Genomic DNA, 13,321 nt, shown 5'->3' with positions numbered 1-13,321 from the left:
AGGATGCACTCTAGCCCTCAAAAGAGTGCATCCTTCCCCTCAACGGATACCGCCAAACCCTCATAAAGGCAGTATCCAATCTATAAGAGGATGCACTCAACCCCTCAAAAGAGTGCATCCTTCCCCTCAACGGATACCGCCAAACCCTCATGAAGCAGTATCCAATCCATGGAAAAGATGCACTCCGCCTTCAATAGAGTGAATCCTTCCCTTCAAGGGTTTTACTCAAATTTCATCGCATCTCATTTTTATGAACCCTCATTTTTATGAATCCTTGGTCAAAGGCACAAAAAGAAGTTTGCTAGCAACTATTGTATCACCCACCTTATGGGATTCCACTTCTCTACAGAGCTTTCAAACTTTTTTACGCCTTCATAAAATCAAATCTGAAAGAATTCATTAAGGCAATTAAGGGTAAATTTTGTCAATTTGTAGGCAAAGTTTATTCTTTTTTGTGATTGTTGTATTTTTACTATAGTTATTTAAATCGTATTTATATATGATACGTATCGATATTTATTTATCGAAATAAATATAGGAGAAAAACTATGAATATCAGATATTTTTTCATAGCTGGGGCTATTACAAGTGGTTTAGCTCTCGCGATTCAAAAATCTGATCGTATAGTCAATAAACAACCCTCTCCTATTGTTGCTCCTTATACTATTGAGAAAACAAATTTACATTTTGTTAAACAAGTAAGGGACACATCGGATACATTGAATATACTGAGAGTCAGTAATAGAAGCGCATCAGAACAAGCATCAATCGACGATATATACGATAAAGCAGAAAATTTATTGAATGCAATAGCTGGTTTTTTAGGATCACTTATTATATATTTCGTACAACTTGTTGCTACTAGAATATAAGATACAAAAAGTTCTTAAAGTAAGGTTATATACATTTTGTATATATTGTAAAATTTAAATAAAAAGGCCCTTTATAAAATGGGGCCTTTTTTAGTTTAATTTTTCCTCTGTTTTAGTTTAGTTTTTATTGTGTTTTTATTTTTATTGGCCAAATATCATCGCCTTCAAAAATGCCATTTTTACTTGTCTCACATCTCAAATGACAAAGGCTCTACCCCCTAGCTTCCCTCCCATAGCGCTTTCGTTAATAAGGGTCCGCAATCCTCTTGTTCTTCCCAAAAATTCCTCTGTTTTCAAGAAAATGACCATGCATCTCCTATGTCATCGGATTGGCTTACAGATCTCCATGAAGCAGACTGAAAAACACAAAAACACCATAACTTTTTATATCAATATCACCATACTGAAACACTGTTGAAGCTTAACAAGCGCTGCTTCATTGGCAAGGACTTCTTAAAAAGACAAAAAATACCTCAAAGGCAAAAGAGCTTAACACTGCTCAAAAATGCCATTTTTTGCCTTCCTCTCACCTCAAATGACAAAGGCTCTACCCCCTAGCTTCCCTCCCATAGCACTTTAGTCAATAGAGCTTCCCCATAGCGCCTTTAGTCAATGGAGCTCCCCCCATAGCGCTTTAGTCAATGGACCTTTCCCTCATACCGCTTGAATAAGCGATAATTTATGAGCATTTTCTAACAAAAAAGAGACCGCCTTTAAGAAGAGAGTAGAATTTATAATTGATTTTTCTCCTCTATTCTTGAGAATAAAGCCATTTTCAGTCTATTTTTTAAAATCTTGGCTATTATTCTTGATTTTTCGAGCACTTTATTTTGCTCTGGTATGAAAGGTGTGAAAGCGCCTCAATCATGGCGCTTTTCTTCTTTCAAATAAGGGTACTTTTCTTCAACAGGAGAATAAACTAATCAATTTTTATATCCATAAATGCGATTTTACCATCTTTAATATAAGTAATATCAGGAGCATGTTTTACCCCCTCTGCTTCAAACACGAACTGTTCATCACTCACCCCTTCAAACCCTTGTTCCCTTAATTCTTGTTTTTTCTTCTCGACTATTTTTTTATGAAAATCTCGTTTTTGATTACACGTATTAGGGGGTCTCACTCTGAAAAACTGATAGTCCATGGCTATAGACCACTTCTCAGCAACCCGTTCCAGTAGATCGTAACTGAACTTTCCTTCCCTTTTCACTTCTTGAGCAATCACCATCGCGCGTTCCAAATGGACTTTTTCAATGGTTTCATCAAAGCCAAGCTTCTCCCCTGCCGTAAAACTTTCGTCATAAGAAGCTAAAGTCTCAACATCGCCCAGCAAGGCAAGAGCAGCAAGATGCAGCAAAGCATAAGGTGCGAACTCTACGTCTCCATCCGTTGCCCATGATAAAGAGTCTTTTTCCCAAGGGGGAATACTATATTGAGAGCGAAACATTTCATGCAAAGAATCATCTTCCATTGTCCATTTTAAAGTTGTATCGAGTGCTTTCTTTAAAAGCTTGGCGCTCACTTTTTCTTCAAAAATTTCCAATCCATTGGGCACAAAATTCATAAATACTGTTGGCAAAACCCCAGAATTATGCGGATTAATCGTCTGACAAGCCGCCGCAAAAATACCGCTCATAATTAAAAGTCCGCGATCAAAAGGCGAAAACTCTTCCACTCGTTTCTCGTTATAAAGAAACTGCACTTCGCGATCTGGTAAAAAGAGGGTTGCCAAATAATCTCCCTTTCCCTCGATTTCCACCGACCATCCCAAGCTTTTTAAAAGCCCTGTTGCACTTTCTATCGTGAGAATTTCATCATCATCATAATCGGCAGAGAACTCTTTTTCCTTTAGTTGCAAACGCCTCTTCTGCACCACGGCTTCATCTTTCCAAAACTGCTGCGTTGCAAGATCATTTTCTTTAAGCACTCTTTCCAGCGCGCCTTTCACTTGGAAATTCATTTTCATCCGTTTAAAGACAGAGGTATAAAGAGCTAAAACAAGCATGATAATGATCATGCAAATAACAATCATCACCCAGAATCCGGAATCTAATAGAAATACGGCTATAGGATCACTGTTCATTTTTCCCCTCTCAGTCTTTACAAAGCCCGTGCGACAGAGAGCTTATGTGCTCTCGCACCGAGATTGCTTCTTCTAGTTTCTGAATATTTTTGTACAACTCACCCGTCACTTTGGTGCGAAGCCGTAACATAACCGGAATAAAAATAATGACACAGACCGTTATGGCGACCGTCGTTTTAAAGAGAACGGCATGCACAACATATTGCCACCCTGTCAGCTGCCAATTTAATACACCTGGTATTTCTAGAACCATTCTCCAGATGATAATGAGAACCGCAATAGCAAAGATAATTTTATAATCCTTTGCTGAGAGCAACACTTTCTGGAGCGAAAAAGAATGCGCTCCTTTATGCGTTTCTTGCTCTGATGTCCAATTTTGCTCCTTCATGTATTCCCCTCTCACTCTTTGAAAAGACCCGTGTGACAGAGAGCTTATTTGCTATCACACCGAGATTGCCTCTTCTCGTTTCTGGATCTTTTTTTCCAATTTACGCATTATGATGATGCAAAACCCAAATATCACCGAAATCAAGAAAAGTACACAGACCATTATGGATTGCGTCATAATAAAAATAATAATATTCCTGCTACCTTGCTACCCTCTTACCTTCCTCACATCTCAAATAGTGAAGATTTTCAAACCGTACCAATCTATAAACAATAGTCACAATTCAGCTTTTTCTTCCTAAAAATTCTCCTATTTTCAAGAAAATGACCCTGCATCCCCACTTCAATAGGATTCATTTCAAAGCTTGAATGAACAAGGCTCATAAAAATACGAAAACAACCCATATACCGCGCGCCCCTACGAGCAAAACCGTTCCTTCCTCACGCCTCAAACGATAAAGTAAGTCCCAAGCGCTCACTCTAGGCTCTAAACCCCACGGGCTCTTATTCCCTTTAATCAACACTGATCCATAATCGGCTTTTCTTCCACTCAATGCCACCCAACACTGCTCCTTTAAAGCAATGTTTTACGGACACCCCATAAAAAACACCAAAACATATCAAAGGCAAAATGGTATAGAGAGCAATCCCTATAAAGGCTGAATCTCTCATAATTTCTTCATTATTTTTTCCCTCTCATGACTTCTCAAGCGCTGTATCCTGTTCTTGCAAGACGTTTTTCAGTTCTTTTCTTAAACAGCGATACGTTCTCACCTGCTTAAAGACACCATAATAAAGTTGTAAAATCATCATAGGAATACAAGCAACCCACAGTGTCACGAACAGAAGCACGAGACCGAATATTGTAACAAGAATATCACTCCATTTTTCTCTATCGCCTTTTTTATACCAATCCTTTTGATCGGTTATTTTACCCCGTTGCAGGTTTATTTCTTTCAATTTTTGAGTATTTTTCTCAACAAAAGCCACAATGTTATGAAGAGTATGTACAGAACTGGAAACAAGACCCAAACACACACTGTAATAACTTTCCAAAACGCATACAGAGAGAGAAAAAGAGGTGTATCCTGCCACCCTGTCAAGTTCTCTTGGCTACCCAAAGATGAGAGAAAGAAAATCCTGTTGCACAACTCAATAATGAGCGAGAGGAACCAAATGACAACACACTCTCGCACAGAAAAATAATCTTTCCCAGAAAAATAGCGTAGTTCATTATAAAATGCTGACTTTTTCCCCTTCATTGCTCTTCCTTTTTTTATGAAAAACGCATTTTTTTATCTCATGCCCGCTCTTTTAAGAACCACGAAAAGTGCGATGCATGGCGCTTCCCTTGTTTTCAACAAAACCCCCCAACTTTCTAAAAGCGCGGTTACTCTTCTCAATGATTAAGAGCATCCTCCTCATTACAAACGAAAATAGGCTCTCCTCTTTGCCTGATAATTTTCCAACCATCCCCTCTTCTTGTGTCACGAGAGCTTCTAAACATTGCCTCTTACCCCTCACGATAGCTACAAAAGCGCCTTGTCACTCTCTTTATCTTACGCGTTTTAGTAGCCGTCTCATTCTACGATACTTTCTCACCTGCTTAAAGACACCATAATAAAGTTGTAAAATCCCCACGGGAATAGCAGCAAACCACACTGTCACGAACACAAGCACGAAACTGAATATTGTAACAAGAATATCGTCCATTTTCCACTTCACACTTTCTTTATATCGATCCTTTTGATCGGTTATTTTACCCCGTTGCTGATCTATTCCTTTCAATTTCCGAATATTTTTTACCAACAAACGCCGCAATATGAAGCAGAGTATAAACATAACTGGGAACAAGACCCAAACACACACTGTAATAACTTTCCAAAACGCATACAGAGAGAGAAAAAGAGGTGTATCCTGCCACCCTGTCAAGTTCTCTTGGCTACCCAAAGATGAGAGAAAGAAAATCCTGTTCCATAGCTCAATAATGAGTGAGAGAAAACAAATGACAACATGCTCTTGCACAGAAAAATAATCTTTCTCGAAAAAATGGCGCAGTCCATTATAAAATGCTGAATTTTTCCCCTTCATTGCTCTTCCTTTTTTTATGAAAAATGCATTTCTTTATCTCATGCCCGCTTTTTTAAGAACCACGAAAAGTGCGATGCATGGCGCTTCCCTTGTTTTCAACAAAAAACCCCAACTTTCTAAAAGCGCTGTTGCTTTTCCAAATGATTAAGAGCATCCTCCTCATTACAAACCTGATAGGCTTCTTTATCCTCTTTGCCTGACGATTTTCCAACCATTCATCCCCTCTTCTTGTGTCACGAGCTTCCAAATATTACCTCTTACCCCTCACGATAGCTACACAAGCGCCTTGTCACTCTCTTTTCTTATGCGTTTTAATTCCCGTTTCACTCTACAATACGTTCTCACGCGCTTGAAAACAAAATAATAAAATTCTAAAATGAGCATGACAACACCCGCAGGAAAAAAGACGTTTAGCAGAAATATCAACCAAAAGTATACGATAAAAAAACTGCTTATTGTTTCTCTATTGTTTTTTACCGAATTATTTTGTTGATCGGTTGTGTGCCCCCGTTGCTGGATAGCCTCATCCAACTGCTGAATCTTTTTTTTCAACAAATACGTTAAGATGAGATAAAGCACCAATAAAACAGGTATCAAGGCAACAACACACACCATGATGACTTCACGCAGCACAAAAAGCGCCAAAAGAGTGCTATCCTGTGATACACTCAACGTCCACTTGGATTCTAATGGGATCAAAAGAGCTTTATAACCTATCCCAATAAGGATAGAAATAAGACAAATAATAATATGATCTTTATAAGAACGAAATGATTTTCCAAAAACAAGAGAGCACCGTTTGTTATAAAATGTGGAATTTTCCCCCTTCATTTGCTCTTCCCTTTTATGCAACTGTTTGTCCCTGACTTTATAAAGACACGAATAACCTCTCAAGAACAATTGCATCCATTATCGTCAAACAGAACACCCCAGAGAACACTCGTATCGCATATTTATGTTGCCAATACTTTTGCCAATTCACGTGCTTGTTTTAAAGAAACATCTCTCAACACTTGCAAACCAACACGCATCACCCCCATTTCATGAACAGCCCCCATGAAGGGGATAACAATAGTGCCCCCATGAATATATCCCCTTACTATAAACTCTATCACCACCATTATTTCAATAAAAAATGTAATCCGGCACCATTCATATACGCCCCCTGTGGCCTCTACAATAGCCTTACCCTCCCCTTGCGACAAGCCACGCCATAACTCGTTCCTCAACACGGACAACCCCCATTAGCCTAAGGCTCCTACAACAAACCCACCCCTGCCCCAAAAACAGGCATATCTAGCTTCTACGATAGTCTTTATCCCTTGAAAAGACAGAAGCATTTTTATTCTTTTCTCAATTGTTTTCCGCCCACTTAAGACATAAAAAAGGAACTTCCATTGATTTGCAAATGATCGCGCAATAAGAACATTTGAAATGAGAAAATCTTACAACTTTCTTATTTCAATTAAAAAGGCTCAATGATCATTATAAATCAAAATATGACGATACATTCCATTTTTCATTAGAGTTCTTGCAAGCCAATAGCTCAGAATATATTCATAAAAGCGCTTCTAAGACACGAGACAGCCGCGATTCTTGAGATCAAGCATTTTAATATTAATGAAAGCACTAACATTCTCTTACAAGTTTGAGGTGTTGTTTTGTCAACAATCTTGTTAGCATGGACTGATTCTATGATGATGCGATATCATCACAATTGCTCTTTATGGACAGCATAATGATACGCGCCATTTTACTCACAATTCTTTATAAGCCTTGCGTTATAGGCTTGTGGGGAAAAGATAAAGGAGAATCCTGTTGAATATAGCAATTATTTTGGGGTCTGTGCGTCAACCTTCCTTAACAAGAACTTTAGCCAATTATTTAGCCGATTGCCTCATAAAGCGGGGTGCATCACTTCATTGGGTTGATTTGCGTGAACAGCCCTTGCCGATGACAGATCCAGATTATCATCAGCAGGTTGAGGCTAATCCAAGTGCTGCGGTTCGTAAGTTTGTCAAAACCATTGCCGCGGCTGATGGCGTTATTCTAGCAAGCCCCGTTTATCAAGGGTCTTATTCGGGTGTTTTAAAAAATGCTCTTGATAATTTGAGCTATAATGCCTTTTTAAATAAACCTGTTGGGCTTATCTCTCATGGAAGTACCGCCAAAAAATGCGCACAACCGTGTGAACATTTATTGCCGTTGGTGCGCACGCTTTATGGCTATGCACTCCAATGTCAAATCGCCTCTTCCAACGAAGATTTTTCCTCAGATGATGAAGGTCGTACTTGGAAAGTTATAAGTGAAGAGGTACAAACCCGTTGTGAAAGACTTGCTGATGAAATGTACACATTTTTAAAGCAACGAGGTGGGATTTAAAGTAATAAGGGAGGGGGCATGAAAAAAAAGGATGCGCACTATCGTTATTTAGTGGTAGGGGGCACAGGGATGCTTGCCCCTTTGTATCAATCACTAGAGCCGCAAGAAGTGATTATTGCTGCACGCTTTCTTTCCCATAAAGTCCAGCTTGAGGCATTGCAAAAACAGCATATGTGTGTGCCATTGGATTATGATTGTGCGGCATCAAAGGCGCAATTTTTAGAAGCTGTGAAGCAATGGCATGATCTAAAATATTGCATATTATGGATTCATTCGCCCGCCTATGCATTTTCTTGCGCATTAATTGAGCAGTTGGCTCTTTTGCCTAAACCGCCATGTATTCTTCATATTTTTGGTTCCAACACGCATGATCAAATGATCCTCGAGTGCGCGCGCAAAAACAAGGTTGATTTTATCCCCATTCAATTAGGACAAAAAACAACGTCAAAAGGTTTACGATGGCTAACACATCAGGAGATAAGCCAACAGGTACTGGATGCCATAAAAAACCATATGAATAAACAAAACTTATGATCAATACCTCTTGCCATGCAAAGAAGCCGAGCCCCCTCAATCTCTATCCATACCCGAACGCCCTCTTAAATAACTCATACTCTCTTACATCATAGGCTTTGAGAACGAACAGTTCCCCTCCTTTACGCCTCTAAACAGCATCCTTATATCAACAGCTTCAGAACCAAACTTTTTTCCTCCTCACACGGGCTTATCCCCTCCCCACAACCATCACAGCCCTTAAGCAACCACATACCCTATTACAGTTTCACGTTTTTACGATTTTGCAAATTCACAGAAAACAAGCAAACTGCCGATAAACAGCCCCATTAAAGCCTATTACAAGCCTATTCATTGCCAACGCTTTTCCCCCAACGCCCTCCATTCCCCCACATTCCAATTTTGACGCATTGCACAATCCAACCTTCACGCCTCCATTGGCACCTCTTCTCCCCATATCCGCCCCACAACCATCACAGCCCTTGACCAATCACACACACCCTATTACAGTTTCACGTTTTTACGATTTTGCAAATTCACAGAAAACAAGCAAACTGCCGATAAACAGCCCCATTAAAGCCTATCATCAGCCTATTCATTGCCATCAACGCTTTTCCCCCAACGCCCTCCATTCCCCCATTCCAATTTTGACGCATTGCACAATCCAACCATCCTCCATTGGCACCTCTTCTCCCCAACCGCCCCACAACCGTCACGGCTCTTGACCAACCACACGCCCTATTACAGTTTCACGTTTTTACGATTTTGCAAATTCACAGAAAATAACAAAACTTCCGATCAACAGCCCCATTAAAGCCTATCACCAGCCTATTACAAACCTATCACCAGCCTATTCATTGCCAACAGCCCTTTTCCCCCAACGCCCTCCATTCCCCCATTCCAATTTTGACGCATTGCACAATCCAACCATCCTCCATTGGCACCTCTTCTCCCCAACCGCCCCACAACCATCACAGCCCTTGACCAACCACACACACCATTTTACAGTTACACGTTTTTACGATTTTGCAAATTCACAGAAAATAACAACACTTCCGATAAACAGCCTCATTAAAGCCTATCATCAGCCTATTCATTGCCAACAGCCCTTTTCCCCCAACGCCCTCCATTCCCCCATTCCAATTTTGACGCATTGCACAATCCAACCATCCTCCATTGGCACCTCTTCTCCCCAACCGCCCCACAACCGTCACGGCTCTTGACCAACCACACGCCCTATTACAGTTTCACGTTTTTACGATTTTGCAAATTCACAGAAAACAACAAAACTTCCGATAAACAGCCCCATTAAAGCCTATCACCAGCCTATTACAAACCTATCACCAGCCTATTCATTGCCATCAACCCTTTTCCCCCAGAGATCAGCGTAAAATGAGAAAAACAATCGATGCCCTCCTCCCACGTCATGAAGCAATGGCATGATCTAAAACTTATGCCCCCCATGACACGAGCACTACATGCGCTTTTTCAGCGCTGCATTTAATTGTTTGGTAACCTTGTAATACGAGATCAAACGCTTGATAAAAGAAATATACAGTGCCACAATGGGTATTGTTAAGAAAAAATCAAAAATACCCCCCAGCAGAATGATCAAAATCAGCGTGTAAGCTGCCGCCATTGCGTAATGCATTTTATTCCCTTCTCTTTATAAATTGATTGATTGGGTTGCTTCAGTCACTTCTTCCAATTGCTGAATCTTCTTTTTCAATCGATGAGTTAAAATTTCACGAAGGATCACAACAACAGGGATCGTTGCAAAAATACATACCGATAAAAAAAACCAGAAAAGCAAGAGAATGGCAAAATATTCAAATCTGCTCTCATCTATCTCATCTATCCCTTTAAAGAAAATCACATAGACATAAGCTTTGAAAAATATAATGATGAAAGAGAGGCATGCGTGGAGGATATAATCTTTGCGTGAAAAAGCGAGCCATTTTTTTAACGAATAGGAACTTATCTTTGTTTCTAGTGCTAAGTTTTGCGGCACTCTCTCTTTCCCTTTTCCGCTTTTTTCAAAGAAACAAAAACGCTGTGGATGTTCTTTCATCAAACGTCTTTGTTTTTTCACTCTGTAATAGAGCCTCAAACGCTTTATTAAAGAATAATAAGGCGCCACAATAATCATATTCACAAAAATGGCAAAAACTGTAACTGCATTTAGAAGAAAACATCCAATCGGCAGAAACAAAACAAAAACCGCGGCCTCACTCCTCATGCGTATAACCTCATTGATTAATCTCTTGCTGCTTTATTTTTTCTTTTAGTTTTTTCTTTATTTTTTCCAATTTACGCTCTTTAAAACGACAAATGCCCCACAAAATAGGAAGGGGTGTGAGAAGACAAAACCATATCAACACTGGTAAGAGAAAAATAAGAGAACCAATTCCTTCCCATCTTGTCCATTGCAACGGCTGTACCAGAGACTTTGCACCCGCAGGAACTTCTAAAGCCATCATGATAAGGCATGTACAAAACATGATGAAAAAGCGGTGCCCTATTATTTTACACCGTCCCACCCCTTTGCGCCTTTCCACTGAAGACACCATAAATTTTCTAAATGAAAAGAAAGACTCTTCAAATGTTGCTTTTTTCTCCTGCATTGTTCCCCTCTGCTTTTACGCTTCGCGCTTTTTACGCATTATTTTTAGGTTTAAGCTCTTTTTAACTTATCTAAACTCTTTATTTTTCTCAATAAATTTTTTCATCAATCCTAATTTCTACATCCATATATTCTAACTCCCCATCCTTTATGTAAAGAATATGAGGACGATAGTTTTTTCCATCAACCTCACAAATTGCGTCCTTTTCGTAAACAAAATATCCCTGTTGCCTTAATTCTTGTCTTTTTTCCTCGATCAAATTTTCATAAGAATCTCTTCTTCTATTGCACAAATTGGGATCTGTAGCTCTAAAACATTCATAGCTTTCCACCTCCATGGAAAAATCCTTTGCCGCCTGTTGAAGCAAATCGTAACTGGGTTGCTTTGTCTTTTCTACCGCCTGAGCAATCACCATTGCGCGTTCCAGATGCTCTTCTTCGATGCTTGTTTCAAAGCCCAGCTTCTCACCTTCCATAAAGCTTTTGTGATAAGAGTGTAAATTTTCAACATCGCCCATCAAAGCCAGAGCTGCAAGATAACGCAGGGAATAAGAAGCCAACCGAGGGACCACCGTTTTGTTTTCCCAAGGCAAGATTCTATATTGAGAGTGAAGCATCTTGCCAAGATCAACCTCAGTCATTGCCTTTTCTAAAGTTTTCTCGAGTGCACGACGTAAACATCCAACGCTTACCTTTTCTTCAAAAATTTCCAACCCCTTCACATCAAAACTCAATTCAAGAGCAATCAAACCTCCAGAATTATAAGGGTCTATTGTTTGGCAAGCCGCCGCATGGATACCAGAAACCACCGCAATTGCACAATCAAATCGCGGATACCCCTTCTCAGCATTATAAAGAAACTGCACTTCACGATCTGGTAAATAATAGGTGGCCAAATGATCTCCTTTTCCCTCAATTTCCACCTTCCACCCCAAACTCTTTAAAAGCGCCGTTGCACTTTCCATCGTTAAGATTTCCTCATCAGAAAGAGAAAACTCTTTTTCCTCAGATAACAGCTTAATCATCGGCGTTGCTCCACTAGACGGCTCAAAAGCGACAGGTTGTTCAAGCACGCGGCTTAATTCTTTTGTCACTTGGCAATACAGTCTCACCCGCTTGAAAGTAGAGTAATACAATGCCCAAATAAACATCACGACCACGGCAGAAAGCAGCGTGAAAAGCGTCAAGCCCACACCCCACGAGAGTACAACAATAATATCCATCATTTTAATATCTATCATTTTCTCCGCCCCTTCATGCGCTGTTTTGTTGAGAAGCGGTTTTTCTCCGCTTCCAGATTGCTTGCTCCAACATATCGACCTTTTCTTTCAACAGAACCGTGAAAATGATACGAACCACAAAGGCAACAGGGATGAACAAAAAAATAAACCATGATATAAGCCACATGATTAACGAGAGAGCTGCCACGACATCCCCTTCCCACTCCGCCAACTTCCACCCAAGCAACATGGGTACGAAGCGAAGAGCCGTTCTTAAAGCTGCCACAATGAAAGCAATACAAAAGATGACTTTATAATTTTTGCGTGTCAGAAACGCTTCTTCAAGCGCAAAAGACCGTAATTCTTCATCCAATGGTGCATTTTTTCCATTGCCCCTCATTTTTTACCCCTCATTTGTCTCAATTTCTAAGCCATTTTCATGAACCGAAGCTTTCGTCCTCACAATGAATGAGGGTTCAATCAATATCAAGCGCTTGTATCCCTCATCTTTTATAAAGACAATATCAGCGGTGCATTTTTTTCCATCACCTTCAAACATCATGTTTTCATCACTCACAGTGTACCCCCTATTGTCTTAAGGCTTCTCTTTTCTCCTCGATCAAATTTTCATAAAAATATCTTCTTCTATTGCACAAATTTGGGTCTATGGTTCTAAAATTCTAAGTGCTCTTTTTATTTTCAGGAAGATAAGCTGCTTTCCAAAGAAGAAGCAAACGAGTGCAAGAAAATCGTAACGAAGTTGCTTTGTCTTTATGACGATTTGAATCATCTAGCAAAACCGGCCCAAATAGATTTTTTCGATATTTTTTTTCAAAGCCCAAACTTTCATCTTCCATAAAGTTTTTATGAGAAAGCTGCCAAATGTTAACATCAGCCCTCAATACCAAAGCCCCAAGGGTGTGCAAGTAAAGAAGAAGCCACTTGAGAGATAGCACAATTTCCTTTTCCCAAGGAAGGGTGTTCTATTGAAAGCCAAGCACGCAGACAAGATCAACCTCAGTCCCAGATCAACCTCATTCATTGCCCTCATCAAAAACTTCCTCAAGTACACAGCATAAATGCCTTACGCTTACCTCTTCCTCAAGAAATTTCAATCCCTTTGCCTTAAAATCTACCCCTTTGCCTCAAT

General features: G+C 39.8%; 20 protein-coding genes. 3 read left to right on the top strand and 17 right to left on the bottom strand.

Features of this window, described 5'->3' with window-relative positions:
• Positions 1–548: 548 nt before the first annotated feature.
• Positions 549–872, top strand: a complete 324-nt coding sequence (locus ACFIO5_RS02545; RefSeq protein WP_375621758.1) for a hypothetical protein — start codon at positions 549–551, stop codon at positions 870–872.
• A 919-nt stretch (positions 873–1,791) separates the two neighbouring features.
• On the opposite strand, the gene ACFIO5_RS02540 is transcribed toward ACFIO5_RS02545, so the two are convergent.
• The 7 genes from ACFIO5_RS02540 to ACFIO5_RS02510 all read right to left on the bottom strand — a co-directional run bounded on the left by ACFIO5_RS02540 (position 1,792) and on the right by ACFIO5_RS02510 (position 6,665).
• Entirely contained in the window at positions 1,792–2,955 is a 1,164-nt protein-coding gene (locus ACFIO5_RS02540; protein ID WP_375705076.1) for a DUF6990 domain-containing protein, read from the bottom strand.
• Between the two features lie 10 nt (positions 2,956–2,965).
• Positions 2,966–3,343 carry a hypothetical protein gene (locus tag ACFIO5_RS02535; RefSeq protein WP_375705075.1) on the bottom strand — a complete coding sequence of 126 codons (378 nt, stop codon included), beginning with the start codon at positions 3,341–3,343 and terminating at the stop codon, positions 2,966–2,968.
• Between the two features lie 379 nt (positions 3,344–3,722).
• A complete protein-coding gene (locus ACFIO5_RS02530) occupies positions 3,723–3,902 on the bottom strand; it encodes a hypothetical protein (RefSeq protein WP_375613624.1) in 180 nt (59 codons plus the stop codon).
• Between the two features lie 136 nt (positions 3,903–4,038).
• Entirely contained in the window at positions 4,039–4,380 is a 342-nt protein-coding gene (locus ACFIO5_RS02525) for a hypothetical protein (RefSeq protein ID WP_375671800.1), read from the bottom strand.
• 516 nt (positions 4,381–4,896) lie between these two features.
• Positions 4,897–5,433, bottom strand: a complete 537-nt coding sequence (locus ACFIO5_RS02520) for a hypothetical protein (protein WP_375627738.1) — start codon at positions 5,431–5,433, stop codon at positions 4,897–4,899.
• A gap of 273 nt (positions 5,434–5,706) precedes the next feature.
• Positions 5,707–6,264 carry a hypothetical protein gene (locus ACFIO5_RS02515; protein WP_375680872.1) on the bottom strand — a complete coding sequence of 186 codons (558 nt, stop codon included), beginning with the start codon at positions 6,262–6,264 and terminating at the stop codon, positions 5,707–5,709.
• Between the two features lie 122 nt (positions 6,265–6,386).
• The gene (locus ACFIO5_RS02510) at positions 6,387–6,665 is read right to left on the bottom strand and encodes a hypothetical protein (RefSeq protein WP_375633354.1); all 279 of its coding nucleotides are present in this window, start codon (positions 6,663–6,665) and stop codon (positions 6,387–6,389) included.
• A gap of 586 nt (positions 6,666–7,251) precedes the next feature.
• Here ACFIO5_RS02510 and ACFIO5_RS02505 point away from each other — a divergent pair.
• Both ACFIO5_RS02505 and ACFIO5_RS02500 read left to right on the top strand, forming a co-directional pair.
• A complete protein-coding gene (locus ACFIO5_RS02505) occupies positions 7,252–7,815 on the top strand; it encodes an NADPH-dependent FMN reductase (RefSeq protein ID WP_375634512.1) in 564 nt (187 codons plus the stop codon).
• A gap of 18 nt (positions 7,816–7,833) precedes the next feature.
• Positions 7,834–8,349 (top strand): Rossmann-fold NAD(P)-binding domain-containing protein, encoded by a 516-nt coding sequence (locus tag ACFIO5_RS02500; RefSeq protein WP_375634511.1) that lies wholly within the window; start codon positions 7,834–7,836, stop codon positions 8,347–8,349.
• A gap of 271 nt (positions 8,350–8,620) precedes the next feature.
• Here ACFIO5_RS02500 and ACFIO5_RS02495 read toward each other — a convergent pair whose 3' ends face one another.
• The 10 genes from ACFIO5_RS02495 to ACFIO5_RS02450 all read right to left on the bottom strand — a co-directional run bounded on the left by ACFIO5_RS02495 (position 8,621) and on the right by ACFIO5_RS02450 (position 12,748).
• Positions 8,621–8,818, bottom strand: a complete 198-nt coding sequence (locus ACFIO5_RS02495) for a hypothetical protein (RefSeq protein WP_375634510.1) — start codon at positions 8,816–8,818, stop codon at positions 8,621–8,623.
• Between the two features lie 46 nt (positions 8,819–8,864).
• Positions 8,865–9,044, bottom strand: coding sequence for a hypothetical protein (locus ACFIO5_RS02490; protein WP_375634509.1), 180 nt, complete (start codon positions 9,042–9,044; stop codon positions 8,865–8,867).
• 115 nt (positions 9,045–9,159) lie between these two features.
• A complete protein-coding gene (locus tag ACFIO5_RS02485; protein ID WP_375705074.1) occupies positions 9,160–9,324 on the bottom strand; it encodes a hypothetical protein in 165 nt (54 codons plus the stop codon).
• 38 nt (positions 9,325–9,362) lie between these two features.
• Positions 9,363–9,542: a hypothetical protein gene (locus tag ACFIO5_RS02480; RefSeq protein WP_375705073.1), complete on the bottom strand. Its 180-nt coding sequence runs from the start codon at positions 9,540–9,542 to the stop codon at positions 9,363–9,365.
• Positions 9,543–9,802: 260 nt separating this feature from the next.
• Positions 9,803–9,967, bottom strand: coding sequence for a hypothetical protein (locus ACFIO5_RS02475; protein ID WP_375633359.1), 165 nt, complete (start codon positions 9,965–9,967; stop codon positions 9,803–9,805).
• A 27-nt stretch (positions 9,968–9,994) separates the two neighbouring features.
• Positions 9,995–10,567, bottom strand: a complete 573-nt coding sequence (locus ACFIO5_RS02470; protein ID WP_375633360.1) for a hypothetical protein — start codon at positions 10,565–10,567, stop codon at positions 9,995–9,997.
• Positions 10,568–10,577: 10 nt separating this feature from the next.
• Entirely contained in the window at positions 10,578–10,952 is a 375-nt protein-coding gene (locus ACFIO5_RS02465; protein ID WP_375627743.1) for a hypothetical protein, read from the bottom strand.
• An 88-nt stretch (positions 10,953–11,040) separates the two neighbouring features.
• Positions 11,041–12,177 (bottom strand): DUF6990 domain-containing protein, encoded by a 1,137-nt coding sequence (locus tag ACFIO5_RS02460; RefSeq protein ID WP_375705092.1) that lies wholly within the window; start codon positions 12,175–12,177, stop codon positions 11,041–11,043.
• Positions 12,178–12,205: 28 nt separating this feature from the next.
• Positions 12,206–12,571: a hypothetical protein gene (locus tag ACFIO5_RS02455; RefSeq protein ID WP_375671796.1), complete on the bottom strand. Its 366-nt coding sequence runs from the start codon at positions 12,569–12,571 to the stop codon at positions 12,206–12,208.
• 3 nt (positions 12,572–12,574) lie between these two features.
• Positions 12,575–12,748, bottom strand: a complete 174-nt coding sequence (locus tag ACFIO5_RS02450) for a hypothetical protein (RefSeq protein WP_375607086.1) — start codon at positions 12,746–12,748, stop codon at positions 12,575–12,577.
• Positions 12,749–13,321: the final 573 nt, after the last annotated feature.

It is taken from the genome of Bartonella sp. AA86SXKL, from assembly GCF_042196885.1.
This window is presented reverse-complemented; position numbering and strand designations above follow the sequence as displayed.